Origin of the sequence: Rhodomicrobium sp. R_RK_3 (genome assembly GCF_002198715.1) — a bacterium.
Classification (GTDB): domain Bacteria; phylum Pseudomonadota; class Alphaproteobacteria; order Rhizobiales; family Rhodomicrobiaceae; genus R-RK-3.
On sequence record NZ_MWLK01000013.1, the window covers coordinates 107,118 to 131,154 of the forward strand.

Annotated in this window: 25 protein-coding genes and 1 tRNA gene; 15 read left to right on the top strand and 11 right to left on the bottom strand. The window is 65.4% G+C overall.

Going from position 1 to position 24,037, the window contains the following annotated elements:
• Positions 1-12: 12 nt before the first annotated feature.
• Complete coding sequence (locus BLEFHOIH_RS06195; protein WP_170937026.1) at positions 13-948, bottom strand: prolyl oligopeptidase family serine peptidase; 936 nt, start codon at positions 946-948, stop codon at positions 13-15.
• Between the two features lie 181 nt (positions 949-1,129).
• Between BLEFHOIH_RS06195 and sdhC the strand changes: the two genes are divergently transcribed.
• Genes sdhC through sdhA form a run of 3 tightly spaced genes read left to right on the top strand, consistent with a single transcriptional unit; the run spans position 1,130 to position 3,764 of the window.
• On the top strand, positions 1,130-1,540 hold the full coding sequence (gene sdhC / locus BLEFHOIH_RS06200; RefSeq protein WP_088343650.1) for a succinate dehydrogenase, cytochrome b556 subunit: 411 nt from the start codon (positions 1,130-1,132) through the stop codon (positions 1,538-1,540).
• Positions 1,537-1,920, top strand: coding sequence for a succinate dehydrogenase, hydrophobic membrane anchor protein (sdhD, locus tag BLEFHOIH_RS06205; protein WP_088343651.1), 384 nt, complete (start codon positions 1,537-1,539; stop codon positions 1,918-1,920). The genes sdhC and sdhD overlap by 4 nt, the downstream gene beginning before the upstream one ends.
• Before the next feature lie 2 nt (positions 1,921-1,922).
• The gene (gene sdhA / locus BLEFHOIH_RS06210) at positions 1,923-3,764 is read left to right on the top strand and encodes a succinate dehydrogenase flavoprotein subunit (RefSeq protein WP_088343652.1); all 1,842 of its coding nucleotides are present in this window, start codon (positions 1,923-1,925) and stop codon (positions 3,762-3,764) included.
• A 368-nt stretch (positions 3,765-4,132) separates the two neighbouring features.
• On the opposite strand, the gene BLEFHOIH_RS06215 is transcribed toward sdhA, so the two are convergent.
• Together BLEFHOIH_RS06215 and BLEFHOIH_RS06220 are read right to left on the bottom strand one after the other, a co-directional pair.
• A complete protein-coding gene (locus BLEFHOIH_RS06215) occupies positions 4,133-4,621 on the bottom strand; it encodes an SRPBCC family protein (protein ID WP_088343653.1) in 489 nt (162 codons plus the stop codon).
• 84 nt (positions 4,622-4,705) lie between these two features.
• Entirely contained in the window at positions 4,706-5,914 is a 1,209-nt protein-coding gene (locus tag BLEFHOIH_RS06220) for an MFS transporter (protein WP_170937027.1), read from the bottom strand.
• A 67-nt stretch (positions 5,915-5,981) separates the two neighbouring features.
• Between BLEFHOIH_RS06220 and BLEFHOIH_RS06225 the strand changes: the two genes are divergently transcribed.
• From BLEFHOIH_RS06225 to BLEFHOIH_RS06245, 5 genes are read left to right on the top strand one after another with little or no spacing between them, the layout of a single operon-like run.
• Positions 5,982-6,809 (top strand): helix-turn-helix transcriptional regulator, encoded by an 828-nt coding sequence (locus BLEFHOIH_RS06225; protein WP_245296888.1) that lies wholly within the window; start codon positions 5,982-5,984, stop codon positions 6,807-6,809.
• Positions 6,810-6,863: 54 nt separating this feature from the next.
• Positions 6,864-8,234: a cell envelope integrity protein CreD gene (gene creD, locus BLEFHOIH_RS06230; protein WP_088343655.1), complete on the top strand. Its 1,371-nt coding sequence runs from the start codon at positions 6,864-6,866 to the stop codon at positions 8,232-8,234.
• Between the two features lie 25 nt (positions 8,235-8,259).
• The gene (locus BLEFHOIH_RS06235; RefSeq protein ID WP_088343656.1) at positions 8,260-9,045 is read left to right on the top strand and encodes a succinate dehydrogenase iron-sulfur subunit; all 786 of its coding nucleotides are present in this window, start codon (positions 8,260-8,262) and stop codon (positions 9,043-9,045) included.
• Between the two features lie 20 nt (positions 9,046-9,065).
• Positions 9,066-9,461, top strand: coding sequence for a metallopeptidase family protein (locus BLEFHOIH_RS06240; protein WP_088343657.1), 396 nt, complete (start codon positions 9,066-9,068; stop codon positions 9,459-9,461).
• Positions 9,458-10,030 carry a hypothetical protein gene (locus BLEFHOIH_RS06245; RefSeq protein ID WP_088343658.1) on the top strand — a complete coding sequence of 191 codons (573 nt, stop codon included), beginning with the start codon at positions 9,458-9,460 and terminating at the stop codon, positions 10,028-10,030. The genes BLEFHOIH_RS06240 and BLEFHOIH_RS06245 overlap by 4 nt, the downstream gene beginning before the upstream one ends.
• Here BLEFHOIH_RS06245 and BLEFHOIH_RS06250 read toward each other — a convergent pair.
• The 4 genes from BLEFHOIH_RS06250 to BLEFHOIH_RS06270 all read right to left on the bottom strand — a co-directional run bounded on the left by BLEFHOIH_RS06250 (position 10,025) and on the right by BLEFHOIH_RS06270 (position 12,676).
• Positions 10,025-10,570, bottom strand: coding sequence for a DUF1697 domain-containing protein (locus BLEFHOIH_RS06250; RefSeq protein WP_088343659.1), 546 nt, complete (start codon positions 10,568-10,570; stop codon positions 10,025-10,027). The genes BLEFHOIH_RS06245 and BLEFHOIH_RS06250 overlap by 6 nt on opposite strands.
• A gap of 9 nt (positions 10,571-10,579) precedes the next feature.
• On the bottom strand, positions 10,580-11,755 hold the full coding sequence (locus tag BLEFHOIH_RS06255; RefSeq protein WP_088343660.1) for a slipin family protein: 1,176 nt from the start codon (positions 11,753-11,755) through the stop codon (positions 10,580-10,582).
• A gap of 422 nt (positions 11,756-12,177) precedes the next feature.
• Positions 12,178-12,249 (bottom strand) — tRNA-OTHER (locus BLEFHOIH_RS06265).
• A 130-nt stretch (positions 12,250-12,379) separates the two neighbouring features.
• A complete protein-coding gene (locus BLEFHOIH_RS06270; RefSeq protein WP_088343661.1) occupies positions 12,380-12,676 on the bottom strand; it encodes a SelT/SelW/SelH family protein in 297 nt (98 codons plus the stop codon).
• Positions 12,677-12,994: 318 nt separating this feature from the next.
• Here BLEFHOIH_RS06270 and otsB point away from each other — a divergent pair, with 318 nt between their 5' ends.
• The 5 genes from otsB to BLEFHOIH_RS06295 all read left to right on the top strand — a co-directional run bounded on the left by otsB (position 12,995) and on the right by BLEFHOIH_RS06295 (position 19,108).
• Positions 12,995-13,750 carry a trehalose-phosphatase gene (gene otsB / locus BLEFHOIH_RS06275; RefSeq protein WP_088343662.1) on the top strand — a complete coding sequence of 252 codons (756 nt, stop codon included), beginning with the start codon at positions 12,995-12,997 and terminating at the stop codon, positions 13,748-13,750.
• The gene (locus tag BLEFHOIH_RS06280; RefSeq protein ID WP_088343663.1) at positions 13,737-15,521 is read left to right on the top strand and encodes a glycoside hydrolase family 15 protein; all 1,785 of its coding nucleotides are present in this window, start codon (positions 13,737-13,739) and stop codon (positions 15,519-15,521) included. Before otsB ends, BLEFHOIH_RS06280 begins: the two co-directional genes overlap by 14 nt.
• Positions 15,518-16,906, top strand: a complete 1,389-nt coding sequence (otsA, locus tag BLEFHOIH_RS06285) for an alpha,alpha-trehalose-phosphate synthase (UDP-forming) (protein WP_088343664.1) — start codon at positions 15,518-15,520, stop codon at positions 16,904-16,906. Before BLEFHOIH_RS06280 ends, otsA begins: the two co-directional genes overlap by 4 nt.
• Positions 16,903-17,856, top strand: a complete 954-nt coding sequence (locus BLEFHOIH_RS06290) for an ROK family protein (RefSeq protein WP_088343665.1) — start codon at positions 16,903-16,905, stop codon at positions 17,854-17,856. The genes otsA and BLEFHOIH_RS06290 overlap by 4 nt, the downstream gene beginning before the upstream one ends.
• A 127-nt stretch (positions 17,857-17,983) precedes the next feature.
• A complete protein-coding gene (locus tag BLEFHOIH_RS06295) occupies positions 17,984-19,108 on the top strand; it encodes a zinc-dependent alcohol dehydrogenase family protein (RefSeq protein WP_088343666.1) in 1,125 nt (374 codons plus the stop codon).
• Between the two features lie 43 nt (positions 19,109-19,151).
• Here BLEFHOIH_RS06295 and BLEFHOIH_RS06300 read toward each other — a convergent pair whose 3' ends face one another.
• The 4 genes from BLEFHOIH_RS06300 to panC form a co-directional block, all read right to left on the bottom strand.
• Complete coding sequence (locus tag BLEFHOIH_RS06300; RefSeq protein WP_088343667.1) at positions 19,152-19,598, bottom strand: hypothetical protein; 447 nt, start codon at positions 19,596-19,598, stop codon at positions 19,152-19,154.
• A 31-nt stretch (positions 19,599-19,629) separates the two neighbouring features.
• A complete protein-coding gene (locus tag BLEFHOIH_RS06305; RefSeq protein WP_088343668.1) occupies positions 19,630-20,898 on the bottom strand; it encodes an alkaline phosphatase family protein in 1,269 nt (422 codons plus the stop codon).
• A 47-nt stretch (positions 20,899-20,945) separates the two neighbouring features.
• Complete coding sequence (locus BLEFHOIH_RS06310; RefSeq protein WP_088360696.1) at positions 20,946-21,197, bottom strand: hypothetical protein; 252 nt, start codon at positions 21,195-21,197, stop codon at positions 20,946-20,948.
• A gap of 108 nt (positions 21,198-21,305) precedes the next feature.
• Entirely contained in the window at positions 21,306-22,172 is an 867-nt protein-coding gene (gene panC / locus BLEFHOIH_RS06315; RefSeq protein WP_088343670.1) for a pantoate--beta-alanine ligase, read from the bottom strand.
• 135 nt (positions 22,173-22,307) lie between these two features.
• On the opposite strand from panC, the gene BLEFHOIH_RS06320 reads away from it, so the two are divergent.
• Both BLEFHOIH_RS06320 and BLEFHOIH_RS27480 read left to right on the top strand, forming a co-directional pair.
• A complete protein-coding gene (locus BLEFHOIH_RS06320) occupies positions 22,308-23,042 on the top strand; it encodes a hypothetical protein (protein WP_088343671.1) in 735 nt (244 codons plus the stop codon).
• Between the two features lie 11 nt (positions 23,043-23,053).
• Positions 23,054-23,749 (top strand): DnaJ domain-containing protein, encoded by a 696-nt coding sequence (locus BLEFHOIH_RS27480; RefSeq protein WP_088343672.1) that lies wholly within the window; start codon positions 23,054-23,056, stop codon positions 23,747-23,749.
• The last annotated feature ends 288 nt before the right edge of the window (positions 23,750-24,037 follow it).

Genomic DNA, 24,037 nt, shown 5'->3' on the forward strand with positions numbered 1-24,037 from the left:
CAAAGACGTACGTCACCGCTCCAGCGGAAAGCGCTTGAAGAATTTCCAGCTCACATCCGCTGCTGAAATATCCTGGTTAGCCGGCCCCAGCACCGAGCGCAGGAACGGCCGGTTGCCGAGCTTGGCGCCGGGCGGCAGGTGGCCGCCGCCTTCGACCGTCAGCAACACCACCGGCGCACCCGATTTGCAGTCGCCATATTGCGTCGCCATCACCGTCGAGCCGTCACGCGCATCGCGGTCCGGCAGCGGCTTGACCTCGGCCTCGCGCGCGCAGGCATTGCGGCGGCGCCAGAACTCCACCGTCTCCGGCGTCGACAGCACCTCGCCCTTATTGATGAAATTGCCGACATCGCCGCCATCCCACGGCACGACGCTGTCATTCGTCGAATTGATGACCAGGAACGGCGCGCCGCCGCCCTTGCATTCCTCCGACACCTTCGCCGGCAGATTGGCGATGACGGCGGAATAGGCGGCAAAGATCCCCGGCGCCTCGCAAGCGACCCGGTAGGTCATCATGCCGCCATTGGAGATGCCGACCAGATAGAGGCGCCGCGGATCGGCGATGCCCTTGCGCACGAGGTAATCGGCGAGATTGCGCATGAAGCGGACGTCGTCCGGGCCGTCGCTGTCGCTGCGGCCGTCATTCCATTTGCGGAACACGCCGTCCGGATAGACGGCGGCGAAGCGCCCGCGCTCGGCGATCTCCTCCAGGCCGAAGATCTTGCGCATCGATTTGCCGCTCATCAGCCCGCCATGCAGGGCGACAACGGTCGGCAGGCGCTCGCCCGGGCGCGTATCGTCGGGCAGCACGATGCGGAAGGTGCGCTCCCGGCCGCCGCTTTCGATGCTGGCGTCCAGAATCTCGGCATGGGCTGTTGACGCGGGCGCGCAAAACAGCGAAAGGCTGAGGGCAAAACCAATAAGGCTTTGCAAGAGTTTAGCGTTCATTCTAACCATCCCCCCTAAACGTGCCTGGCTCAGCGCCTGCTGAGATCCATACGGCGCGGCAGCCATCCTTCCGGCGGGTCCGGCCCCTCCCGGAATGCATGGCATTTCACGACATTGTCCCGTTGCGGCCATTGCTGCGGCGCGGTAAAACGGCGGCACGATTGCACAGGAGCGATAAAACATGGGGAAAGCCGAGGCGCAACCGGCGCGGCCCTTATCACCGCATCTCACGATCTTCCGCCCCTACATCAATATGATGATGTCGATCCTGCACCGGATCACCGGCGCGGCGAATTATTTCGGCACCCTGCTCCTTGCGGCCTGGCTCACCGCCACCGCCAGCGGCCCGGACGGCTTCATGGCGGCCAACGCCGTCACCGCCTCGCCCATCGGCCTCATCATTTTGTTCCTCTATAGCTGGTCGCTCATCCATCACGGGCTCGGCGGCATCCGGCATTTCATCTGGGATACCGGCCGCGGCTTCGAGCTGCCGACCATCCGGCTGATGTCCTGGGCGACGCTTGCCGGTTCCGTGACCATCACGCTCATCATCTGGTTCATCGGCCTGACGAAATGGGGAGCCTTCTCATGAACCGCTACGGCACTCCGCTCAAGCGCGTGCGGGGCCTCGGCTCGGCCCAGGCCGGCACGGAACATTTTTGGGGACAGCGCCTGTCGGCCGTCGCCAATCTCTTCCTGGTGACATTCCTCATCTATTCGGTGATCCAACTCGCGGGCGAGCCGCTCGACGTGGTGCGCGCCTATTTCCGCTCGCCGGTCGTCGCCCTGCTCGCCGCCCTGTTCGCCTTTTCCTCCGCCTACCACATGCGGCTCGGGATGCAGGTCATCATCGAGGACTATGTGCATGCGAACACACCGAAATTCATCCTGCTGATCCTGAACACCTTTTTTGCGGCGGCGGTCGCTCTTACCTCTGTGATAGCGATCATAAAGCTGAGCCTGGGAGCTTGAAGATGGCCGAAAACGGCAAGGCAAATGGCGTCGGCGCCCCGAAGACCAATGGCCGCGCCTACCCCTTCATCGATCACACTTTCGACGTCGTCGTGGTCGGCGCGGGCGGCGCGGGATTGCGCGCGACGCTCGGCTGCGCCGAGGCCGGGCTGAAGACCGCCTGCATCACTAAGGTGTTTCCGACCCGCTCGCATACGGTCGCCGCGCAGGGCGGCATCGCGGCCTCGCTCGGCAATATGGGGCCGGACGACTGGCGCTGGCACATGTACGACACGGTGAAGGGCTCCGACTGGCTCGGCGACCAGGACGCCATCGAATATCTCTGCCGCAACGCGCCCGCCGCCGTCTACGAGCTGGAGCATTATGGCATGCCCTTCTCGCGCACCGAGGAGGGGAAGATCTACCAGCGCCCCTTCGGCGGCATGACCACCGATTTCGGCGAAGGCCCGCCCGCGCAGCGCACCTGCGCCGCCGCCGACCGCACCGGCCACGCCATGCTGCATACGCTCTACGGCCAGTCGCTGCGCTATTCAGCCGAGTTCTTCATCGAATATTTCGCGCTCGACCTGATCATGGACGATGAAGGCGCCTGCCGCGGCGTCGTCGCCATGTGCATCGAGGACGGCTCCATCCACCGCTTCCGGGCGCGCAAGACGATCCTTGCGACGGGCGGTTATGGCCGCACCTATTTCTCCTGCACCTCCGCCCACACCTGCACCGGCGACGGCAACGCCATGGTGCTACGCGCCGGATTGCCGCTTCAGGACATGGAGTTCGTGCAGTTCCACCCGACCGGCATTTACGGCGCGGGCGTGCTCATCACCGAGGGCGCGCGCGGCGAAGGCGGCTACCTCACCAATTCCGAGGGCGAGCGCTTCATGGAGCGCTACGCCCCGCACGCCAAGGACCTCGCCTCACGCGACGTCGTCTCGCGCTCGATGACCATCGAAATCCGCGAAGGCCGCGGCGTCGGCCCGGACCGCGACCACATCTATCTGCATCTGGACCATCTCGACCCGAAAATCCTGGCCGAGCGCCTGCCCGGCATCACCGAGAGCGCGCAGATTTTCGCCGGCGTCGATCTGCGCCGCCAGCCGATCCCGGTGCTGCCGACCGTGCATTACAACATGGGCGGCATCCCCACCAACTATCACGGCGAAATGGTCATGCCGCAGCACGGCGACCCGGATGCGCTCGTCCCCGGCCTGATGGCGATCGGCGAGGCGTCCTGCGCCTCGGTGCATGGCGCCAACCGGCTCGGCTCCAATTCGCTGATCGACCTCGTGGTGTTCGGACGCGCCGCCGCCCTGCGCTGCGCCGAGAGCATCGAGACCGGCACCACGCAATCGCCGCTCCCGGCCGGCGCGGGGGATGCCGCCGTTGCCCGCCTCGACCGCTTCCGCTTCGCCGATGGCGGCACACCGACCGCCGCGCTGCGCCTGCAGATGCAGAAGGTGATGCAGTCCAATTGCGCGGTGTTCCGCACGGCCGAAGTGCTGGAGGAAGGCGCCGAGCGCATCCAGGAAATCTGGAGCGGCGTCGACGACATCAAGGTCACCGACCGCTCGCTGGTGTGGAACTCCGACCTCGTCGAGACGCTGGAGTTCGACAATCTGATTGCGCAGGCTGCGGTGACGGTCGCCGGGGCCGTCGCCCGGCAAGAGAGCCGCGGCGCCCACGCCCGCGAGGATTTCCCCAACCGCAACGACGCCGAATGGATGAAGCACACGCTGTCCTGGGCGAATGACAAGACGCGCGAGGTGCGCCTGGACTACCGGCCGGTACACACCCGCACGCTGACGAACGAGGTGAAGTATATCGAGCCTAAGGCGCGAGTGTATTGAGCGCGGAGTAGCGGTGAGGATGAGAGGGCAATGTCCGCCGATAGGTTTGTACCCCCTCACCCCTTGCCCTCTCCCAATGGGAGAGGAAGTTCCGCTGCGCCCCGGATTGAACGCCTCGCGCTACTTCACCTCTCCCCCGGAGAGAGGTCGGCGCGAGGCCCCGGGTGAGGGGGTAATGCCTCTCGGCGGGCCACGAACCTTACCTCCCCGCCAATTCGAAGCCTCTCATCCGTCGCCCCGGCCGTCAGAGCCGGGGCCCACTCGCTTCACCTTTTGCCGCAGCACGCGCGGATCGATGATTGGGTCCCGGCTCACCGCTGCGCGGCGTCCGGGACGACGAGAGGAGAGTCCGGGCGAAGGGAAGCCGACTATTTCTTCGCCTTGGCCTGCTTCCGGATCTCGGCCAGCCCGTCCTTGAAAATCCCCTCGATCACCTTCTTGGCGTCGGCCTCGCTCGCGCCCTTCGGGTCGAACTTGGCCGACCACACCACATTCACCTCGTCCTCGTCGTCATCGTCGGGCAGGACGGCCAGCGTCGCTGTGTAGTTCGCGACCGGCAGAGGGCTCTCGTCGATGGTGTAGCTGTAGCTGAGCGGCTCGCTCTTGATCAGCGTCTCCTTGATGACGCCGCCATCCTTGGTGGTCAACGTGCGGATCTTCTTGCCGCCCGCGCTCGACTCCTCGCATTTGGCGATCGGCGGGAGCCAGTCGGCGATGGCGCACCAGCCGCCGATCTTGGCCCAGACGGCCGCTTTCTCGCCCCGGATTTCGACCTTGCGCCTGACCTCGGCGGCATTCGCCGCCGCCGTGAAGGCAAAGCTGACGGCCAGAGCACTCGCAATAAAGCGATAAGACATTGTTCCGCTCCCTAAAACTGTTCTTCTTGCTAAGGTTCGCGATCTTAGCAGAGGACACAGCGCAGAGTCAGGACAATGGACCTTTTACGCGGAGGCAACTTGCGCTGAGGGGACAGCCGGCTGCCGCTCCACCAGATAGAGCCAGACCGCCGAGGCCGTCAGGAACACCGCGAACACCGCGAGCACCACGAACAGCTCCGCAAAGCCGGCATAGGTCTTGTGGAAATAGGACACGGCCGGGATGGCCGCCGCGACGGCGGCGAAGCTGAACGTGTAGCGCACCGAATAGACGCGGGTGCGCAATTCCGGCACGGTGTAGCGCGCGACCATCACCTCGTTGATCGGCACGAGGCCGAACACCACGAACATCATCGGCAGCGCGAACAAAAGAGTCGGGATGCCGCCGATCAGGCCGGTCAGCAAGAGGAACGGCGTCTGCAGCAGCCCGACCCAGAGGAAGATGCGGGCGAGCGAATAGCGGTCGAGCAGCGAGCCGATCAGGATCTGCGCCAGGGCGGCGAGGGAATAGACGACGAAGACGAACAGGCCGATGCCGGAAACCGTGGTGGTCAGGTCGGCAAGCCGTTCCTCGAACAGTTTTGGCATGACGACCGTCGTCGCGCTGAAGATGAAGCCGCCGAATGCGGTCGAGATCATGATGATGGCGAAGACGCGCACCATCTCCGCCCGCGTGACGTTCCGCGCCATGCCCGACCGCGCCGAGGAGCGCAACGGGCCGGGATCGGGGACGAGCGCCCAGAAGGCGATGCCCATGGCGATGCCGGCAAGGCCGGGAATGATGAAGGCTGCGCGCCAGGAAATCAGGTCGGTCAGCACGCCGGTCAGCAGCGCCGCCGAGGCGATGCCCATATTTCCGCACAGCCCGTTCAGGCCCATGATCCGGCCGAGGCGCGCGGCGTCGATGGTCGAGAGCATGGAATTGCCGATCGGATGGTAGATCGCGGCGAAGACGCCTACCACGGTCAGCGCGATGCCGATCTGCAAGGGCGTTTGCGCGAGGCCCGTCAGCACGCAGCCCGCGCCGACGCCGATGAAGAACAGCGTAATCAGCTTGTGGCCGCTCACCCGCTTGCCGATCCAGCCGAACGGCATCGAGAACACGCCGAAGGCGACGAAGCCGCCGATGGAATAGGGCAGCAATTCCGAGAACGGCCGGTTGAGCGACACCGACAGCGCCAGCACGGCTGCCGGATAGATCAGCATGACGAAATGATCGAGCCCATGCCCGAAATTGAGAAAGGCGATCAGCCGTGAAGAATCCTTACCGTCCATGCTCTCGCGTCCCGCTGCTGAAATGGGCGCCGATTGCGCCCGTAAATTCATCATACATACGGCGCTCATGGCTTGCCCGCGCCGCCAGGACAGCTATCATTGCGATATGGACATCGCGCCGCGCCGCAAGAGCACCAATTCGGCGGATTACCAGGACACGCCCCAGCCGGCCTCTGCCCTGGCGGTCGACTATCCCAACGGCTACCATTCGCTGCCGCATTATCACCGCCGGGCGCAGCTCCTCTTCGCCATCACCGGCATCATGACCATCAGCACCGGCCAGGGAAGCTGGGTGGTGCCGCCGAGCCGGGCCTTGTGGATTCCGCCCGGCGTCGATCATTGGTTCCGCGCCTCCGGGGCTGTGCGCATTCGCACCCTCTATGTCGAGCCCTCCGCGGCCGACGCCGCCGGGCTTCCCAATCGCTGCGAGGCGGTCGCCGTCTCCCCGCTCTTGCGCGAATTGCTGATCCGGGCGGTGGAAATCCCTAATGATTATGAGTGGGACGGGCCGGACGGCTTCGTCATGCGCCTGATCCTCAGCGAGATCCGGCTGCGCCCTGCCCTGCCCCTCAACCTGCCGATGCCGTCCGACGAGCGCGCGCGCAAAGCCTGCGCCGCCGTGCTCTCCGACCTCGCCCATGACGCGCCGCTGGAGAGCGCCGCCCGCGCCGCTGGTCTGAGCGGGCGCAGCCTCAACCGACTGCTGAAATCCGAAACCGGCCTCAGCTTCGGCCGCTGGCAGCGCCGGGCGCGGCTGCTCGGCGCGCTGGAACGGCTTGCCGAGGGCGCCTCCGTCCTCGCCGTCGCCCTCGACCTCGGCTATGACAGTCCGAGCGCCTTCACCGCCATGTTCCGCCGCGAACTCGGCATGGTGCCGAGCCGCTATTTCAGGTGACGTTCAACCAGCCAGCCCTACCCTGCCGCCATCGCCGCCAACTCCGGACCCGCCATGGCCACATCCTTCGCCGATGCCATCAGCCGCTTCACCCGCTCGCCCGGCTTCAAATTCTTCCTGGTCGCCGGCCTCATCCTCTTGCTGACCATCCCGCTCGCCTTGATCTGGCTGCTGGTTTCGGAACGCGAGGCGCGCTCGCGCGGCGTGGCGCTGGAAATCGCGGGCCAGTTCGGCGGCGAGCAGCGCATCATCGGCCCTCTGCTGATCGTGCCTTATTCCGTCACCATCACCCGCGTGCGCAACGACAAGAGCGTCGAGGACACCGAAACCCGCTACGCCGTCTTCCTGCCGGATGATTTTGCCGCCGAAGGCGAGGCCAAGTCCGAGGTGCGCCGCCGCTCGATCTATGACGTGACGGTTTACTCTGGGCGCGTGAAGCTGACGGGCCGCTTCGCCGCGCCCGACATCCGCCTCGTCGATCCGGACGCCGCCACCGTGCGCTGGCGCGACGCCTTCCTGTCGCTCGGCCTCAGCGATGTGTCCGGGCTGAAGGAAGCCGCCGCCATCACGCTAGACGGCGCGCGCCGCATCGCCTTCGAGCCGAGCGCCGGCCTGCCGAGCAACGTCACGCCGGGGCTGAACGCAAGGCTGTTTCCCGTCGATGCCTCGGTCGATCAGCCGCCCGCCGCCTTCAGCTTCGAGACAGAGCTGGTTTTCAACGGCTCCTCCTCGCTGACCATCGCGCCGATCGGGCGGGAGACCCGCATCACCCTGGCCTCGGACTGGCGGCATCCGTCCTTCGTCGGCGCCTTCCTTCCCGACAGGCGCGAAATCCGCAATGACGGCTTCAACGCGACCTGGCGCATTCCGCATCTGGCCCGCAGCGTGCCGCAAGCCTGGCGCGTCGATGCCAATGCCACCATGGGCATCCATAACAGCCTCGCGATGGCGGCCTCGGGCGTGAATTTCTACGTGCCGGTCGACTATTACGACCTCGTTAACCGCGCCGCCAAATACGGGCTGATGTTCCTCGCCGTCGCCTTCTTCGCCGTGCTGGTGCTCGAGCTGACCTCGGGCCGGCGCGTCCATCCGGTGCAATATGTCTTCGTCGGCGTGGCAATGATCCTGTTCTACGTGCTGCTGCTCAGCTTTGCCGAACATATCGGCTTCACCGCCGCCTATCTGATCGCATCCGTGGCGACCGGCGGCATGTTGTCGCTTTACGTCGGCAAATCGCTGCATAGCAGCATCCGCGGTCTGGTTATGCTATGCGTCTTTCTTATTCTATACGGGCTGCTATATCTCATTCTGCGCCTTGAGGATTACGCCATGCTGGCGGGAGCGGTCGCCGGCTTCGTCATGCTGACGGTGACCATGTTCGCGACCTTGCGGGTGAACTGGTCGGGCGAGGCGGCACAGACTTGAACGGGGCGGCTGACGGAACAGGCATATGGTAGAACTCGCACTTCCCAAAAATTCTACGATCGGCAAGGGCAAGAGCTGGAACGCCCCCGAAAAGGGCGGCAAGGGGCGCTGGAAAGAATTCCGCGTCTATCGCTGGAACCCAGATGACGGCGAGAACCCGCATATCGACAGCTATCACCTCGATCTCGCCGAGACCGGGCCGATGGTTCTCGACGCCATCATCAAGATCAAGAACGAGATCGACCCGACGCTGGCCTTCCGCCGCTCCTGCCGCGAAGGCATTTGCGGCTCCTGTGCCATGAATATCGACGGCACCAACACGCTCGCCTGCACCAAGGCCATCGACGAAATCGGCGGTTCGGTGAACATCTACCCGCTGCCGCATATGCAGGTGGTGAAGGACCTTGTGCCGGACCTCACCAATTTCTACGCCCAGCACCGCTCCATCGAGCCCTGGCTGAAGACCGAAAGCCCGGCGCCGGAGAAGGAATGGAAGCAGTCGCGCGAGGACCGCGAAAAGCTCGACGGCCACTACGAGTGCATCCTGTGCGCCTGCTGCTCGGCCGGCTGCCCCTCCTATTGGTGGAACAGCGACCGCTTTCTCGGACCCGCCGCGCTGCTGCAGGCCGACCGCTGGGTGGTCGACAGCCGCGACGAGGCAACCGGCGAACGGCTCGACAATCTGGAAGACCCCTTCCGCCTTTACCGCTGCCACACCATTTTGAATTGCGCTCAGGTCTGCCCGAAGGGTCTCAACCCCGGCAAGGCGATCGCCGAGCTCAAGAAGAAACTGGTGGAGCGCCGCGTCTAAGGCGCTCGAGCGAGAGCGCCATGTCAGCCCAGGAACCAAGGTCGCTGGAGGAATTTCAGATCGCCGCGCAGGAGGTCTGGGACGGCCTGCCGGCGACCTTCCGCGACGTCGTCGGCAATCTCAGCATCCACATCCGGGACTTTGCCGACCGCGATACGCTCGACCGGATGCGCATCCGCAACGAGTATAATCTGCTCGGCCTTTATCACGGCATCGGCCTGCCCTTCAAATCCACCTGGGACGTGCCGCACGGGCCCGACATGATCTTCCTCTACCGCATCCCGATCCTGGCCTTCGCGCATACCGACAGGCAGCCGGTGCGCGATGTCATCGCCCATGTGCTGATCCACGAGATCGGCCACCATTTCGGCTTCTCCGACGACGACATGCACGCCATCGAAGCGGCGACGCCGTGACGGCCGCGCCGAAAGGTCCCGGACGCCCGACCGCTTTGCGCGCCTTGCTGGCCGCCGCCGCTTTCGTGCTGCTGCTCGCCGGCGCGGCGGGCTTGGCGCGGGTGCTGCAATTCGCCTATGCGACGCCGACGGTCAGCGAATATCTGGAGCATCTCGGGGGCGCGGGGACGGTCGTGCCGGCCGGCGAACTCACCTATGACGGCCACAATTTCCGCTGCGGCCGTTTCCCGACCGTGCTCAACGCCAAGCTCAACGATTACGGCGCCGCCTATTTCGGCTTCGTGCTGCTCAACCCGGACCGCTTCGCCACCATGTCTCCGATGGTGAAGCGGTACGCCTATGCGCATGAATGCGGCCACCAATATGTCGGCTATGACGAAGGCGAGGCCGATTGCTATGCCATCCGCCGCGGCCGCCGCGAGGGTTGGCTGGACAGGGCAGCGCTTGAGGAGATTTGCGGCTTCATCAGCCGCTCCAAGGGCGACGCCGTGCACGCCTTCGGCGTCCGGCGCTGCGAGATGATGAAGCTGTGTTTCGCGCGATCACGGCCGGGGCGGGAGCCGCTATGACGCCGCGCGCGCTGCCTCGGCAATCTTCAGTATAGTGTTCCAGTTGCGCCCCGTGCCACGGCATCCGATCTTCTTCTCGATCAGCCCGATGGTCAGCTTCGAACGGCCGATGCCGTCCGGATAGGTGATGTAGAGCTGCGCGCCGTCCGCCTTGACGATTTCGCGCCCCTGGATCGCGGCATTCAACTCGGCGACCGCGCTTTTAGGAGCGGTCCCCTTGAGCGGCATCACCACCAGATGGCTTGGATCGCTCTCGGCTTCGTCGGGAAAGGGATTAGCGGCGACGATCCCATCCCATTCCGCAGCACTGCGGAGGAGGATGTCGGTCTTCAGCCCTAGCTCCGCCGCGACCGCCTTTTCCAGTTCGGCCTCCAACGCCTGCCCGCCATGCGCGGCGCTGAAGACGACGTTACCCGTTTGCAGCACCGTCCGCGCATCCTCATAGCCGAGGCCGGCGAAGACCTTTCGAAGGTCGGCCATTGGGAGCTTCGTCCGCCCCCCGACATTGACGGCGCGCAACAATGCGATCTGGATGGTCATCGCGCCATCTCAGCCATTGACCTTCGGCGGCAGGGTCTCTGCCTCGATCGTGTAGAGCTTGCTGAGCAGCGCTTCGAAGCCGCCGCCCTGATTGCCGGTATGCAGATCGATCCGGCCGACCTTTTCGACCAGCTTCTCCAGCGCCTCCAGCTCCTTCAGACGCAGCAGAAGCGGATTGTTCTCCATCAGCTTGGCCGTGTTCAGCAGCGAGCGCGTCGCCGCCGTCTCCTCCTGGCGGCGGATCAGATTAGCTTTCGCGACACGCTCGGCCTCGACCACCTTGTTCAGCAACTCGCGGATGTCGCCCGGCAAGATCACATCCTTGACGCCGATCTCGCCGACCTCGGCGCCGAGCACGCGCACCCGTTCGGTTACGAACTCGCGCACCTCGCGGTCGATCGCATCGCGGGCGGCGAGGATGTCATCGAGCGTGCGGGTCGCGACCGCCTCGCGGATGGCGAATTGCACCAGCCGGTAGAGCGTGTTGCCCAGATCGCCGGTCGATGTCGCGGCCAGTACCGGGTCGGTCACCTTGTAGAAGGCCGTCAGCGTGACGCGGATGGCGACGCGGTCCTTGGTCAAAATCTCCTGAGCCGTCACCTCGAGCGGCTGCGGGCGCAGATCGATCTTCGGCAGCCGGACGGCGCGGCCGACGGCCCAAAAGGCGTGCCGCCCCGGCCCGAGCCGTTCCTTCAGCTCGCCATCGACGATCAGCAGCGCCGCCTCATGCGCCTCGACCACCGCCTGCACGATCACCCCGGCGCGGGCCGCGTCGACCTTGTTCAGATGCTGCCTGGCGACGCGGAAATCCTCGGCGGTCTCGATGCGCTCGACCTCGACCTTGGTCAGCGTCTTCCAGAAGGCGCGGGTGGTGTTGGGCAACACCAGATGTTTGGGGTCGCCATCGAAGGAGACGAGGGCGACCTGCGTCGGTCCGGCCTGCACGATCTCGAAATGCTCGGCAGCGAATTCCGGATGCGCCTTGGCGAGCATCAAGGCGCGCTCGGCCGGGATTTCGGCGCGCACGACCTTGACGATTTCTGCGGCGAGTTCGTGGCCCGGATCAAAGGCGCTGTACTTGCCAGGCCCGACCAGCTTCACGAAACGGCCCTCGCGCGTGAGAAAGGCGCGCTCATCGTCCTTAAGGATGACCTCAAAGCTGAACCAATTGCGCTGGACCGTCATCGTGCCCTCCCCCGAAGTGCAAGCTGCAGAGATTAATAGGCGAATGATCAATGCCGCCGCAATGCCCGCGTCGAGGGAAACTCCGATATGAGAAGCAAAGGATGCCGGCGGCCGCCCACGACGAGATCGCGGACCGGGGTTTGAGCGAGCCGGCGCCACCATCCGCGTCAGGTTGCGGCCACGGATCGCTCCCGAAGGAGGTCCCCGTGCCGGAGCCTGGGCTCAGGCTTTGCCGGCGGGCGGTATCCGCCCCGGCGCAGAGCGCCTCGCCGCTTGCCTCACCTTCGGCCGGAGCCTCTAGCAAGGCGGGGAAGCCGCCGGCTTCCTCTCGATGTGCTTTCGCTTTACAGGCGAATTGACTTGGGGATTGAACCCAAAACCGTCGGAACCTAAATCCGATGCTCTACCCTTGAGCTAGTCCATGGTGGAGCTGAAGAGATTCGAACCCTCGACCCTCTGGCAGTCCAGATGCTCTACCCCTGAGCTACAGCCCCGAATGCCGATCGTGCGGAACACGCCGCCGCAAAGCGGTGCGCGCCGGCCGGGACCTGAAGCCCGGACCCAAGGCGTCGATCAGCCCGGCGATCATAATGCAGAGGATAGGAAATGGAAGCGCAGAGCGCGTCAGGGCTGAGGATCGGGCTTCGCATCCGAATGGCCCAGGTCCCGTTCCGGCGCGATGCGGTCGCGCAGACGCTGCTTGACCTCCTTCAGCTCCGGAAACCGCCCTTCGGCCTTGCGCGACCAGAACACCTCGCCGCCGAGCCGCAGCTCGAACACACCGCCGGTGCCGGGGATCAGCGTCACGCCGCCAAGCTCGTCCTCGAACGTGGTCAACAATTCCTGCGCGGTCCAGCCTGCGCGCAGCAGCCAGCGGCATTGCCGGCAATATTCGATCTCAACAATCGGCAAACCGGACATCGGCGTCCCCTTGTCAAAAATTTCGTTCCCCGGACAGGCATCGCAAGGCCCGGCTAAGGGTTTCACCCTATTAGAGGATCATGTTGGATTCGCTGCAAAGACATTGAAGCCGCAAGAACGGCGCTATAGAACTTGCCGGATCCGTGATTTGACCCTGCGACAATCCATCGCCGCTCAACACACCTTATTGGCGAAATTGCCATCGGGAGTGCACGTTCCAGATTTAACATAACCATAGGCCACATTCGTTTTCCCCCCGAGATCTTCGCGACGGAGGCTATTCTGTCCATATCAAGCAACGAATTTGCGAGCTGGCCCATGGCTCTTCCGGATCCGTCCGACCCTGAACGCCTCGCCTTCTTCTTCGACTTCGACGGCACGCTGGCCGATATCGTCGAACGCCCGGAAGCCGTCGAGGTGACGCAGGAGACGCGGGAGACGCTGGCGCGGCTGCGCGGCGTCATGCATGGCGCCGTTGCCATCATCACCGGGCGGGACATCGGCTCCGTCGATCACTTCCTCGCCCCGCTCAATCTGCCGGTCGCCGGCGTGCACGGCCTCTCCCGGCGCGACGCCACCGGCCATACGCACCGGCCCGATTTCAACGGCGCGGCGCTGTCCGCCATCGAAGCCGCCCTGCGCCCGCTGGTCGAGCGCGAAAAGGGGCTGCTTTTGGAACTCAAACAGGGCGCGGTGGCGTTGCACTACCGGCAGCGCCCCGAGCTCGAGGCGGTGTGCCGCGAGGCGATGGCGAGCGCGGCGGCCGGATGTGCCGACATCACGCTGAAGCCGGGCAAAATGGTCATCGAGGCCGTCGGCCATCGCAGCGGCAAGGGCGCGGCGATCGACAGCTTCCTCCAGGAGGAGCCGTTTCGCGGGCGCGTACCGGTCTTTGTCGGCGACGACCTGACGGACGAGGACGGTTTTGTGCTGGTCAATGGACGCGGCGGCATTTCCATCAAGGTCGGCCATGGCGACACCTCCGCGCTCTACCGCGTCGAGGGCCGCGAGGCGCTGCTGGCCTGGCTTGAAACCATCATCGAAAAAATAGGAACGGCCCGTGAGCACTCTTGAACTCGGCATTATCGGGAATTGCGGCATCGCCGCGCTGGTCGACAAGAAAGCCAATATCGTCTGGTGCTGCCTGCCCCGCTTCGACAAGGACCCCATCTTCCATTCGCTGCTCGGTAGCCCCAAACAGGCGCCCGATGCCGGCCGTTTTTCGGTGGAACTGGAGGATTTCGTTTCCAGCGAACAGAGTTACGTCCCCAACACCGCCGTCCTGAAAACCATCCTGCACGGCGAGAGCGGTTCGGTGCAGGTGACCGATTTCGTGCCGCGCTTCCATTGGCGCGACCGCGCCTTCCGTCCGCAAATGCTCGTGCGGCGCTTGACCCCGATCAGCGGCTCGCCGCGTGTTCGAATCAGGGTGAAACCGAGATTTGAATATGGTAACGTAGACCCGAATGTGACTTTTGGCTCAAACCACGTCCGCTATGTTGGACCTGGATTTGCCATCCGCCTGACAACGGATGCGCCGATTGATTATATATTGGATGAAGTCGCATTTAATCTAGCGGAACCAGTCAATCTCATTCTCGGGCCGGACGAAACTCTTACCGAGGGTGCGACCGAGACAGCGGTGAACTATGAAGAGCGCACTCAGCTCTATTGGAAGCAGTGGGTCCACCGCCTCGCCGTGCCGTCCGAATGGCAGGACGCCGTCATCCGCGCGGCCATCACCTTAAAACTCTGCAATTACGAACCGACCGGTGCCATCGTGGCGGCTCTGACCACCAGCATCCCTGAGGCCGCCGAGACCGAGCGGAACTGGGATTACCGTTATTGCTGGATCCGGGATGCCCTGTTCGTCGTGCGCGCGCTGAACAGCCTCTCCGCCGTGCGCACGATGGAGAATTATTTCCGCTGGATCATGAACATCGTCGCCAATGCCCGCGACAGCCATCTCCAGCCGGTCTATGGCGTCGGCCTCGAACAGGCGCTGATCGAGCGCACGATTCCCCAGCTCGGCGGCTATCGCGGCTATGGCCCGGTTCGCGTCGGCAACCAGGCCTATGAGCATTTCCAGCACGACACTTACGGCAATCTCGTGCTCGGCGCCTCGCAGGCGTTTTTCGACAAGCGGCTGCTCGCTCCTGCCGGCATCGAGGATTTCAAGAAACTCGAATTTTGCGGCGAACAGTCCTTCGCGCTGCATGACAAGCCCGACGCCGGCATGTGGGAGCTGCGCCACCGCGCCCGCATTCATACCTCCTCCAGCGTGATGTGCTGGGCAGCCTGCGACCGGCTGGCGAAGATCGCCGCCCATCTCGGGCTGATCGACCGCCATGTGCTCTGGCGCGAGCGCGCCGATACCATCAAGGCGACCATTCTCGACCGGGCCTGGTCGGAGAAGCGCAAGGCCTATGTCGAAAGCTTCGGCGGCGAGCATCTGGACGCCAGCGTGCTGCTGATGAGCGAGGTCGGCTTCATCGAGCCGCACAATCCGCGCTTCATCTCGACGCTCGACCAGATGGAGAAGGTGCTCGGCCGGGGCCCGCATATGATGCGCTACGAAGCCCCGGACGATTTCGGCATGCCGAAGACGGCGTTCAATGTCTGCGCCTTCTGGCGCGTCGATGCGCTCGCCCGCGTCGGACGCCGCGAGCAGGCGCGCGAGAATTTCGAGGCGCTGCTTTCGGCGCGCAATCATCTCGGGCTGATGTCCGAGGACACAGACCCGATCACCGGGGAGGCCTGGGGGAATTTCCCGCAGACCTATTCGATGGTCGGCATCATCAACGGGGCCATGCGTTTGTCGCGGCCCTGGGAAGGGGTGGTATGAGCAGGCTGGTGGTCGTATCGAACCGTGTGGCCTATCTTGAGAAGCAGAACCAATCGGGGGGGCTTGCCGTCGCTTTGGGCGACGCCCTCCGCCAGACCGGCGGGGTCTGGTTCGGCTGGGACGGCGCCGTGGTCGACGACCGCGCGCCGCTCCCGGTCTCGATCGAACAGGCCGGCACCGTGACCATCGCCACCGTTCCGCTCACGGAAAAAGACTATCAGGAATATTATGTCGGCTTCGCCAACCAGGTGCTCTGGCCGGTCTGCCATTACCGCCTCGACCTCGTCAAATTCGAGACCGTCTATTTCGACGGCTATCGCCGCGTCAATGCCCGTTTCGCGGACGCGCTGATCGAACTCCTGCGCCCCGATGACGTCATCTGGGTGCATGACTATCACCTGATTTCGCTCGCTTCCGAACTGCGCTCGCGCGGCGCCAAGCAGCGCATCGGCTTCTTCCTGCACATCCCCTTCCCGCCGCCCGGCGTGCTGCTCGCCGTGCCGGTGCATCAATGGCTGATCAAGTCGCTGTTCTCTTATGACGTCATCGGCTTCCAGACCCATTCCGACGTCGTCAATTTCCAGCGCTTCGCCAGCGAGACCAGCGACGGCAAGATCCTCAGCGACGGCCGCGTCATCGCCTTCGGCCGCACCGTGATCGCCCGCGCCTTCCCGATCGGCATCGATGTCGAGGCTTTTGCCGCCATGGCGCATACCTCCGCCGCGGCCGATGCCATCGAACGGCTGAACCGGCGCAATTTGGAGCGCAAACATATTGTCGGCGTCGACCGGCTGGATTATTCCAAGGGCCTGCCGGAGCGCATGAAGGCGTTCCGCCGCCTCCTCGAACTCTATCCCGACAAGCAGAAGACCGTCACCTTGATGCAGATCGCCCCGCCGACCCGCGAGGATGTCGCCGCCTATACCGACATCCGCCAGGAGCTGGAGCAGCTTTCCGGCTCGATCAATGGCGAATACGGCGATTTCGACTGGACGCCCGTCCGGTATATCCACCGGAACCTGCCGCGCGACCAGCTCGCCGCCTTGTTCCGCGGCTCCGAGGTCGGTCTGGTGACGCCGCTGCGCGATGGCATGAACCTCGTCGCCAAGGAATATGTCGCCGCCCAGGACGAGAGCGATCCGGGCGTGCTTGTCCTGTCGAGATTTGCCGGCGCGGCTGAGGATCTAGTGGAAGCTTTGATCGTTAACCCTTACGATCTTGACGACATCGCCCATGCGCTGGAGCAGGCGCTGAACATGCCGCTCGACGAGCGGCGAGCGCGTCATCGCGCCTTGCTCGAGCGGGTGATCAAGCATGATGCCGCGCATTGGCGGGAAGACTTCCTCGCGGCCCTCGCGCCGCAATTGCAGGAGCCGGTAATATGAGACCCTGGCGGCTGGTTGCGGATGTGGGCGGCTCGAATGTGCGTTTCGCGCGCAGCCGGGCGCAGCACGCGCTGAGCGAGCGCCGCAGCTATCCGTTGACCGACTTCGACAGTTTCCCGGACGCGCTGGCCGCCTTTCTCGACGAGACCGGCGGGGCGGAAGGCTGTTCGGCCGCGGTCGTCGGCGTTGCCGGGCCTGTCGATGGCGACAAGGTCAAGCTCACCAACGCGCCCTGGTCGCTCGAGGCCGGCGAGATCGCCGCCATGCTGGCGGGCGCGCCGGCGCGGCTGATCAATGATTTGCAGGCGGTGGCCTTGTCCCTGCCCTATCTGGAAGCCGACGAACTCATTCCCATCGGCGAGGCCGAGCGGAAGTCCGCGCCGCGCCAGACCATGCTGGCCGTCAATGTCGGCACCGGCTTTGGCGGCGCGACCGTCATCCCGGCCGGGGCCGGCTGGGTGACCAATCCCGGCGAGCCCGGCCATATGCGGCTCGGCGGCTGTACCGCCCTGGAGCTTGAACTCGTTCAGGATGCGGGCTGCGTCGAAGAGGTGCTGTCGGGCCGGGGCGTCGAGCCGCTTTACCGGCGGCTGGCGGCGCGCGCCGGCGTCACCGGCGAGCCCGGCGTCAGCGGCGCCAAGATTTTCGCCAGCGCCTCCGAACACGCCGTCGCGACCGAGACTGTGCGGCAGTTCTCCGCGCTGCTGGGCCGCGTCGCGGGCGACCTGGTGCTCGCCTCGGCGGCCTGGGGCGGCGTGTATCTCTGCGGCAGCGTCGTCAATGGCTGGGCGGCGGCGGGCGGAGGGGCTCTCTTCCGTGCGCCCTTCGAGGACAAGGGCCCGATGCGCTCGCGCATGGAAACCGTCTATTCCGGCATCATCGCCCGCGACGACGCAGCACTGATCGGGCTGACCTACCTTCCCATCGAGGCGGGCGAAGCGGTTCTCTGAGGTTTGCCTTCCTGCCCTGCCCTCCCCTAAGGCCGCGTGAGCAACCTGCGCCGCGCCAAACACCCGCATCGGGCGCTTTGTGAAAGCGGATGATGCATTAGAATGGCGGGCAAAAGGGAGGACAATCATGAAAATCCGCGCCGCTGTTCTGGAAGAGATGGGCCGCCAGCCGCCCTATGCGCAGTCTTTGCCGCTGACCATCGGCGAGATCGAATTGCAAGGGCCCAAATCCGGCGAGGTGCTGGTCAAGATGGCCGCCGCGGGCCTCTGCCACTCCGACCTCTCCGTCATCGACGGCAACCGGCCGCGCCCGGTGCCGATGGTGCTCGGCCATGAAGCCGCCGGCATCGTGGAAGAGGTCGGCGCGAATGTGCACGACCTGAAGCCGGGCGATCACGTCGCCCTCGTCTTCGTGCCGAGCTGCGGCCATTGCCTGCCCTGCGCCAGCGGACGTCCCGCCCTGTGCGAACCGGCCGCCGCGGCCGGCGGCGCCGGCACGCTGCTCTCGGGCGAGCGCCGCCTCAGCCGCGACGGCCACGACCTCAACCATCTGCTCGGCGTCGCCGCCTTCGCCGAATACGCCACTTGCTCACGCCGCTCGCTGGTGAAGATCGATCCGGAATTGCCGCTCGACCACGCCGCCCTGTTCGGCTGCGCCGTGCTGACCGGCGTCGGCGCGGTGGTGAACACGGCGCGCATCGAGCCGGGCAGCACGGTCGCCGTGGTCGGCCTCGGCGGCGTCGGCCTGTCGACCATCCTCGGCGCCGTCGCCGCCGGAGCCGAGCGCATCGTCGCCGTCGATCTCGCCGAAGACAAGCTGGCGCTCGCGGCGTCCCTCGGCGCGACCGACGCCTTCGTCGCCGGCGAAGGCGCCGCGCAGGCCATCAAGGACGCAACCGGCGGCGGCGTGCATTACGCCTTCGAGATGGCCGGCGCCGTCCCCGCCCTCGACCTCGCCTACCGCATCACCCGGCGCGGCGGCACCACCATCACCGCCGGCCTGCCCAACCCGAACGCCCTGCTGAGTCTCCCCGCCCTCAACCTGATCGCCGAGGAGCGCACGCTGAAAGGCAGCTACATGGGCAGCGCCGTCCCCAGCCGCGACATCCCGCGCTACATCGGCCTGTTCAAGCGCGGCAAGCTCCCGGTCGACCGCCTGCTGACCCGCCACATCAGGCTGGAGGACATCAACGAAGGCTTCGACCGCCTCCGCGAAGGCAGGGAGATCCGCCAGATACTAACCTTCGGATAAGCAGAGGCGATGCGGCGGGCTCCGGTCTGATCCGGGCCCGCCTCTAATCGCCCCCGCCGCCACCATTGCCGCCGCCGATGTCGCCATGGCCGCCGCCATGATCCAGATCATGACGGTGCGTGGAGGAGCCGGGCGTATACCCGCCAAAATCCGAGCGCGGCGGATTTGGCGGCCGCCGCACCCGGTCGCGGCGGCTCCCAGGCGAGGCGAGTTCGACGACGATCCGCGTCGCCAGCAGCCCGATGAACAGCGCCAGCAGCGCGCCGCGCGGAACGCCTATCGCTTTGGCGATGTCGGCGGCGAACCAGGCGAGGAAGGCCGCAACCATCAGCGCCGCATAGGGCGTGCCCCGGACGAAGGGGCGCAACGCGACGGCGTAGCGGGTCAGAAGCCCTCCGGCCAGCAGCAGCAGAACGATAATCAGCAGTCCTGCGATGGCCGTGGCCGTCTCCGGGGTGACCCCGAGCCGCGTCGCGATGGGGGCGATCATGCCCTGCACCCCCGCCCGCCGAGCCGGAGCACTAGAGGCCGTCCAGCGCGCCGAATGCCGTGATCAGCTCACGCGCGGCGAGGCCGCCATGATGGCCGTTGAAGCGGTTCTCCATCAGCCCCGGCTCGCGCCAGCCGACGAAATGGCCGTCATGCGCCAGCACCAGCACATCACCGAGCCGCCGCCGCAATTCCTCCGCCACCGGCGCGGGGCCGAACAGCCCGATCTCCAGCGCCTCGTCCACGGCCATCACCGTCGCGATGCCCGCCAGTTCGCCCTTGAGCAGGGACAAGACGTCCTCGCGCCGCTCCGGCTTCAGATGCAGGAACAGGTCGCGCGGCGAGCCGTTCGGGTAGATCGTGCTGCCGGTCGGGCTGATGGCAAGGCTCTCGCCGAGGCCGGGCCAGCGCTCGTTGATATAGACGGTCTCATCGCGGCGAGCATAGACCTGATCGTGGTCGGCGGTGAACAGGTACAGCGTGTTCGGGCTGTTGAGCTTGCTCAAGAGGGCGTCGAAAGCCGACCAGAAGGCGGCGATCTCGGCGGCGTGGTAGGACGTGCCCGGCCCGTAATGATGGGCGATGGAATCGATGCTGGCCCAGTAGAAATTGAACCACGCCTTGCCCTTGACCGCGCCGAGCGCTTCCTTGAGCTGCACCATCGCCTCGGACAGCATCACATGCGGGACGACGTCGGACCCGGCGCAGACCATGCGGTTAAAGCTGGAATCGGCGTGGTTGCGGTGGGCGAACTGGATGGAGTGCACACCGCGCGCCGCCAGCCGCTCGTGCACCGTCTCGCGCACCGCGAGCATCGCGCCGGGGTCGTAGCCCTTCTGCAGGCAGACCTCGCGCGAGAGCTGTCCGAGCGGGCTGAAGGGCAGCGTCTGGATCACCTCGCCGAAGGCGGGGATGTAGACATTCCATTCGTAGAGCGCGTGCTGGGCGGGCAGCACGCCGAGATTCATGGTCGACACGGACGCGGCGGTGGTCGAGGGGAACAGCGCCGAGATCGGCGTCAGCACGCCCTCGTCCATGACGCGGCGGGTCGTCGCGAAGCGCCGGCCGTGATCCTGCCAGGAGCGCCAGCCGAAAGCGTCGATGAAGAACAGCACCACCTTCTCGGGGCGCGGATAGGAGCCGCCGAAACAATCCTCCGGCAGCAGATTGCCGAGCCGCTCGCCGGTCAGCAGGTAATGAATGGTGTTCGGAATGTTGCCGAAGGAATAATCGGCATAGATGGGTTTGAGCAGCTTGTCGCCCAGCGGCTCGAACCGCGCCAGCGGCGCCTCGTTGATCATCGAAAATACTCCCCGCTACACATACGCTTATTGGCCGCCGGGCGCCCTCAGCCGCCGGGCATCAGGACCCGGCCGTCTTTGCGCTCCCGCTCGCTCAGCGTGTCGATGAGATAATTCGTCGACACATGCTCATAGATCACCCGGCCGTCATCTTCGATCCAGAGGCGCCAATATTCGTCGTGCCCCTCGTCGTCCAGCCGGTATTGATTGATCCGGATCAACGCCGCCTTGCGGGTCTCGAACTGCCCCAGCGGCTCGACCGTCCCGCTCCGATGCTCCAAAACCACCCGGTATGTCATGCGCCCGCTTTGCCCCGTTTCCGATTCGCATTCTGCCACGGCCAAAGCATGACGTTTCGCTTTTCTGCGAAAATTTCAAGCCCGGCTGTGGATGGCGAGCGGGCGCGGCTAGCGGGTTTTGACGGGCGCGACCGGCAGATTGTCGATCAGCCGGACCCGGCCGAGAAAGACCGCCCCCAGAATGCGAGCCGGAACCGTGACATGCTGGCCGACCGGCATGAGGTTGGCGGCGTCGCGCACTTCCAGATAATCCACCTTGAAGCCGGCGCCCTCCAGCCAGTCGCGGCCGAGGAAGGTCGCCTCATGCACCGGGCGCCCCTCGGAGAGGTCGGCGGCGACTTCGGCGAGCACGGCATGGAAGCGCGGCGCCAGCGCTCGGGCGGCGCCATCGAGATAGGCGTTGCGCGAGGACATGGCGAGGCCGTCCGCCTCGCGCAGCGTGGTGCCGGACAGCACCTCGATCGGCATGTCGAGATCCTTCACGAGCTGGCGGATGACGAGGAGCTGCTGATAGTCCTTCTCGCCGAAAATGGCGATGTCGGGCAGGCATTGCAGAAACAGTTTTGCGACGACCGTCGTCACCCCGGCGAAATGGCGCGGGCGGCTCGCCCCTTCGAGCCCGGAGGTCAGGCCGATGACCTCGACGCGGGTGGAGAAATCGTCCGGGTAGATCTGCTCGACGCCCGGCGCATAGAGCAGATCGGCCTTCGCCTCGGCCAGTTTCATCCAGTCGCCCTGCTCGTCGCGGGGATAGGCGGAGAAATCCTCGTTCGGGCCGAACTGGGTCGGATTGACGAAAATCGAAACAACGGTGCGGTTGGCGCGTTTCCTCGCCTGGTGGACGAGCGAGATGTGACCGGCATGCAGCGCGCCCATCGTCGGCACCAGAGCGACGGTATTGCCCTTGCCCCGCCAATTCCGAACCGCCGCCCGCAACTCCGGCAAGGTCCTGACGACGGGCAATTTTCCGGCCATCTCGCGCTCTTCCTTCCATGAACCGCGCGACCATATCAATTTGACAGAAAAACGGAAGCCTACCCTAGGCCAAGACCGAGCTTTCTTGGCCTAAATGCGTAAGCGCTCTACAATGGCGGAGGAGAGTTCCAACCCATGGCTGCCGACAGGAAGACACCTGCGCCCGCTTCGGAGACCGGCGTACCGGCCGAGCGCTCCAGCCGGAGCGATGTCGCCGATTTCATCGAGAAGATGAAGGCCGTCGCCCCGTCGGCGCCCGATGGCGACCGCGGCCGCCTGCTCTTCGCCATGGACGCCACCATGAGCCGCCAGCCGACCTGGGACATGGCGCTGAAGCTGCAGGCCGAGATGTTCCTGGAGGTCAAGGCGATCGGCGGGCTGGAGGTGCAGCTCATCTATTTTCGCTCCTATGACGAATGCCGGGTCTCGGCCTGGGTGCGCGAGCCGGAAACGCTGGCGCGGCTGATGACCGGCATCCGGTGCCTTGGCGGCTTCACGCAGATCCGCAAAGTCCTGCTGCACGCCCGCCGCGAGACCGAGAAGCGCAAGATCAACGCGCTGGTCTATGTTGGCGATTGCATGGAGGAGGACATCGATCATCTGGCCGCCCTTGCCGGCGAGCTCGGCATTCTCGGCGTTCCCGCCTTCCTGTTCCAGGAGGGCGACGATGCCAAGGCCGAGGCCGCCTTCAGGGAGATTGCAAGATTGACCAAAGGGGCCTATTGCCGGTTCGACGCGGGGTCGGCCCAGCAATTGCGCGAGTTGTTGCGCGCGGTCGCCGCCTATGCCGCGGGTGGGCGCAAGGCGCTCGAAGATTTCAGCAGGACCGGCGGGCGGGGCCGGTTGCTGCTCGAGCAACTCAAACGCTAAGCGCCAAGGCGATGCCATTGCTGCTCCTCGGATTTGTGCTGCTGATCGTCGTCTTGATGTTCGGACGCGCTTTTACGCGCGCCGACCCGAAGCGGATGGCCAAGCTCTTGCGCAATCTCGGCGGGGCGGGCTGCATGGTGCTGGCTCTGTTCCTGCTGGCGCGCGGCGAGTTCTTCGTCGCGCTGCCCCTGGCGCTGTTCGGCCTGTCGCTGCTGGGCAAGACGCTGCCCTGGCCGGGCGGCTTCGGCGGCGCGCCTCGCGGCGGCGGCCAATCCTCGGTGCGCACCGATATGCTGGAAATGACGCTCGACCACGATAGCGGGCGGATGGAAGGCATGGTGTTCCGGGGCGCTTTCGCAGGCCGGCGCCTGTCGGATCTGTCATTGGCGGAGCTGGACCTGCTGCTCGCCGACGCGGAGCAGAATGACGAGTCGGCGGCGCGCTTGCTGCACGCCTATATCGAGCGCCGCAGCGAAGAGGGCGGCCAGCGGCAGCAGCAATCGTCGCGGGGCGGTCCCGGTTCGGGCACGATGAGCGTGGACGAGGCTTATGCCGTGCTGGGCCTGCAGCCCGGCGCCAGCCGCGACGACATCCAGCACGCCCACCGCGCGCTCATGAAGAAATACCACCCCGACCAGGGCGGCACGACCTATCTCGCCGCAAAGATCAACGAGGCAAAAGATTTGCTGCTGCGGGTAGCGGTTTGAGAATCGGCCGGCGGCGGCTGTGCCTGCGGCTTACCCCTCACACACCGGCCTCCGGCCGGAGTCCTCTCCCGCAAGGGGAGAGGGCGAAGTAGCCAGCGGCAAATCTGTGACTCCCATCCAGCGCGGCAGCCCTCGACCCCTCGTGGGAGAGGGCGGACGCGAAGCGGCCGGGTGAGGGGGCTGCGTCCCTCCGGCTGACACCGTTCCGAGGTTTGCCGAAGCGCCCACTTCTCCCGTCGTCCCGGACAGCCGCAGGCTGAGCCGGGACCCAATGGCTTACCGGCGAAT

Coding starts and splice junctions, on each gene's coding strand:
- BLEFHOIH_RS27480 (WP_088343672.1), top strand. CDS start 23,054: ATGCCATTGCTGCTCCTCGGATTTGTGCTGCTGATCGTCGTCTTGATG.
- sdhD (WP_088343651.1), top strand. CDS start 1,537: ATGAACCGCTACGGCACTCCGCTCAAGCGCGTGCGGGGCCTCGGCTCG.
- BLEFHOIH_RS06290 (WP_088343665.1), top strand. CDS start 16,903: ATGAGACCCTGGCGGCTGGTTGCGGATGTGGGCGGCTCGAATGTGCGT.
- BLEFHOIH_RS06255 (WP_088343660.1), bottom strand. CDS start 11,755: ATGACGGTCCAGCGCAATTGGTTCAGCTTTGAGGTCATCCTTAAGGAC.
- BLEFHOIH_RS06295 (WP_088343666.1), top strand. CDS start 17,984: ATGAAAATCCGCGCCGCTGTTCTGGAAGAGATGGGCCGCCAGCCGCCC.
- sdhC (WP_088343650.1), top strand. CDS start 1,130: ATGGGGAAAGCCGAGGCGCAACCGGCGCGGCCCTTATCACCGCATCTC.
- sdhA (WP_088343652.1), top strand. CDS start 1,923: ATGGCCGAAAACGGCAAGGCAAATGGCGTCGGCGCCCCGAAGACCAAT.
- BLEFHOIH_RS06220 (WP_170937027.1), bottom strand. CDS start 5,914: ATGGACGGTAAGGATTCTTCACGGCTGATCGCCTTTCTCAATTTCGGG.
- otsA (WP_088343664.1), top strand. CDS start 15,518: ATGAGCAGGCTGGTGGTCGTATCGAACCGTGTGGCCTATCTTGAGAAG.
- BLEFHOIH_RS06225 (WP_245296888.1), top strand. CDS start 5,982: ATGGCTTGCCCGCGCCGCCAGGACAGCTATCATTGCGATATGGACATC.
- BLEFHOIH_RS06310 (WP_088360696.1), bottom strand. CDS start 21,197: ATGACATACCGGGTGGTTTTGGAGCATCGGAGCGGGACGGTCGAGCCG.
- BLEFHOIH_RS06250 (WP_088343659.1), bottom strand. CDS start 10,570: ATGACCATCCAGATCGCATTGTTGCGCGCCGTCAATGTCGGGGGGCGG.
- otsB (WP_088343662.1), top strand. CDS start 12,995: ATGGCTCTTCCGGATCCGTCCGACCCTGAACGCCTCGCCTTCTTCTTC.
- BLEFHOIH_RS06235 (WP_088343656.1), top strand. CDS start 8,260: ATGGTAGAACTCGCACTTCCCAAAAATTCTACGATCGGCAAGGGCAAG.
- BLEFHOIH_RS06270 (WP_088343661.1), bottom strand. CDS start 12,676: ATGTCCGGTTTGCCGATTGTTGAGATCGAATATTGCCGGCAATGCCGC.
- BLEFHOIH_RS06240 (WP_088343657.1), top strand. CDS start 9,066: ATGTCAGCCCAGGAACCAAGGTCGCTGGAGGAATTTCAGATCGCCGCG.
- creD (WP_088343655.1), top strand. CDS start 6,864: ATGGCCACATCCTTCGCCGATGCCATCAGCCGCTTCACCCGCTCGCCC.
- BLEFHOIH_RS06195 (WP_170937026.1), bottom strand. CDS start 948: ATGAACGCTAAACTCTTGCAAAGCCTTATTGGTTTTGCCCTCAGCCTT.
- panC (WP_088343670.1), bottom strand. CDS start 22,172: ATGGCCGGAAAATTGCCCGTCGTCAGGACCTTGCCGGAGTTGCGGGCG.
- BLEFHOIH_RS06215 (WP_088343653.1), bottom strand. CDS start 4,621: ATGTCTTATCGCTTTATTGCGAGTGCTCTGGCCGTCAGCTTTGCCTTC.
- BLEFHOIH_RS06305 (WP_088343668.1), bottom strand. CDS start 20,898: ATGATCAACGAGGCGCCGCTGGCGCGGTTCGAGCCGCTGGGCGACAAG.
- BLEFHOIH_RS06300 (WP_088343667.1), bottom strand. CDS start 19,598: ATGATCGCCCCCATCGCGACGCGGCTCGGGGTCACCCCGGAGACGGCC.
- BLEFHOIH_RS06320 (WP_088343671.1), top strand. CDS start 22,308: ATGGCTGCCGACAGGAAGACACCTGCGCCCGCTTCGGAGACCGGCGTA.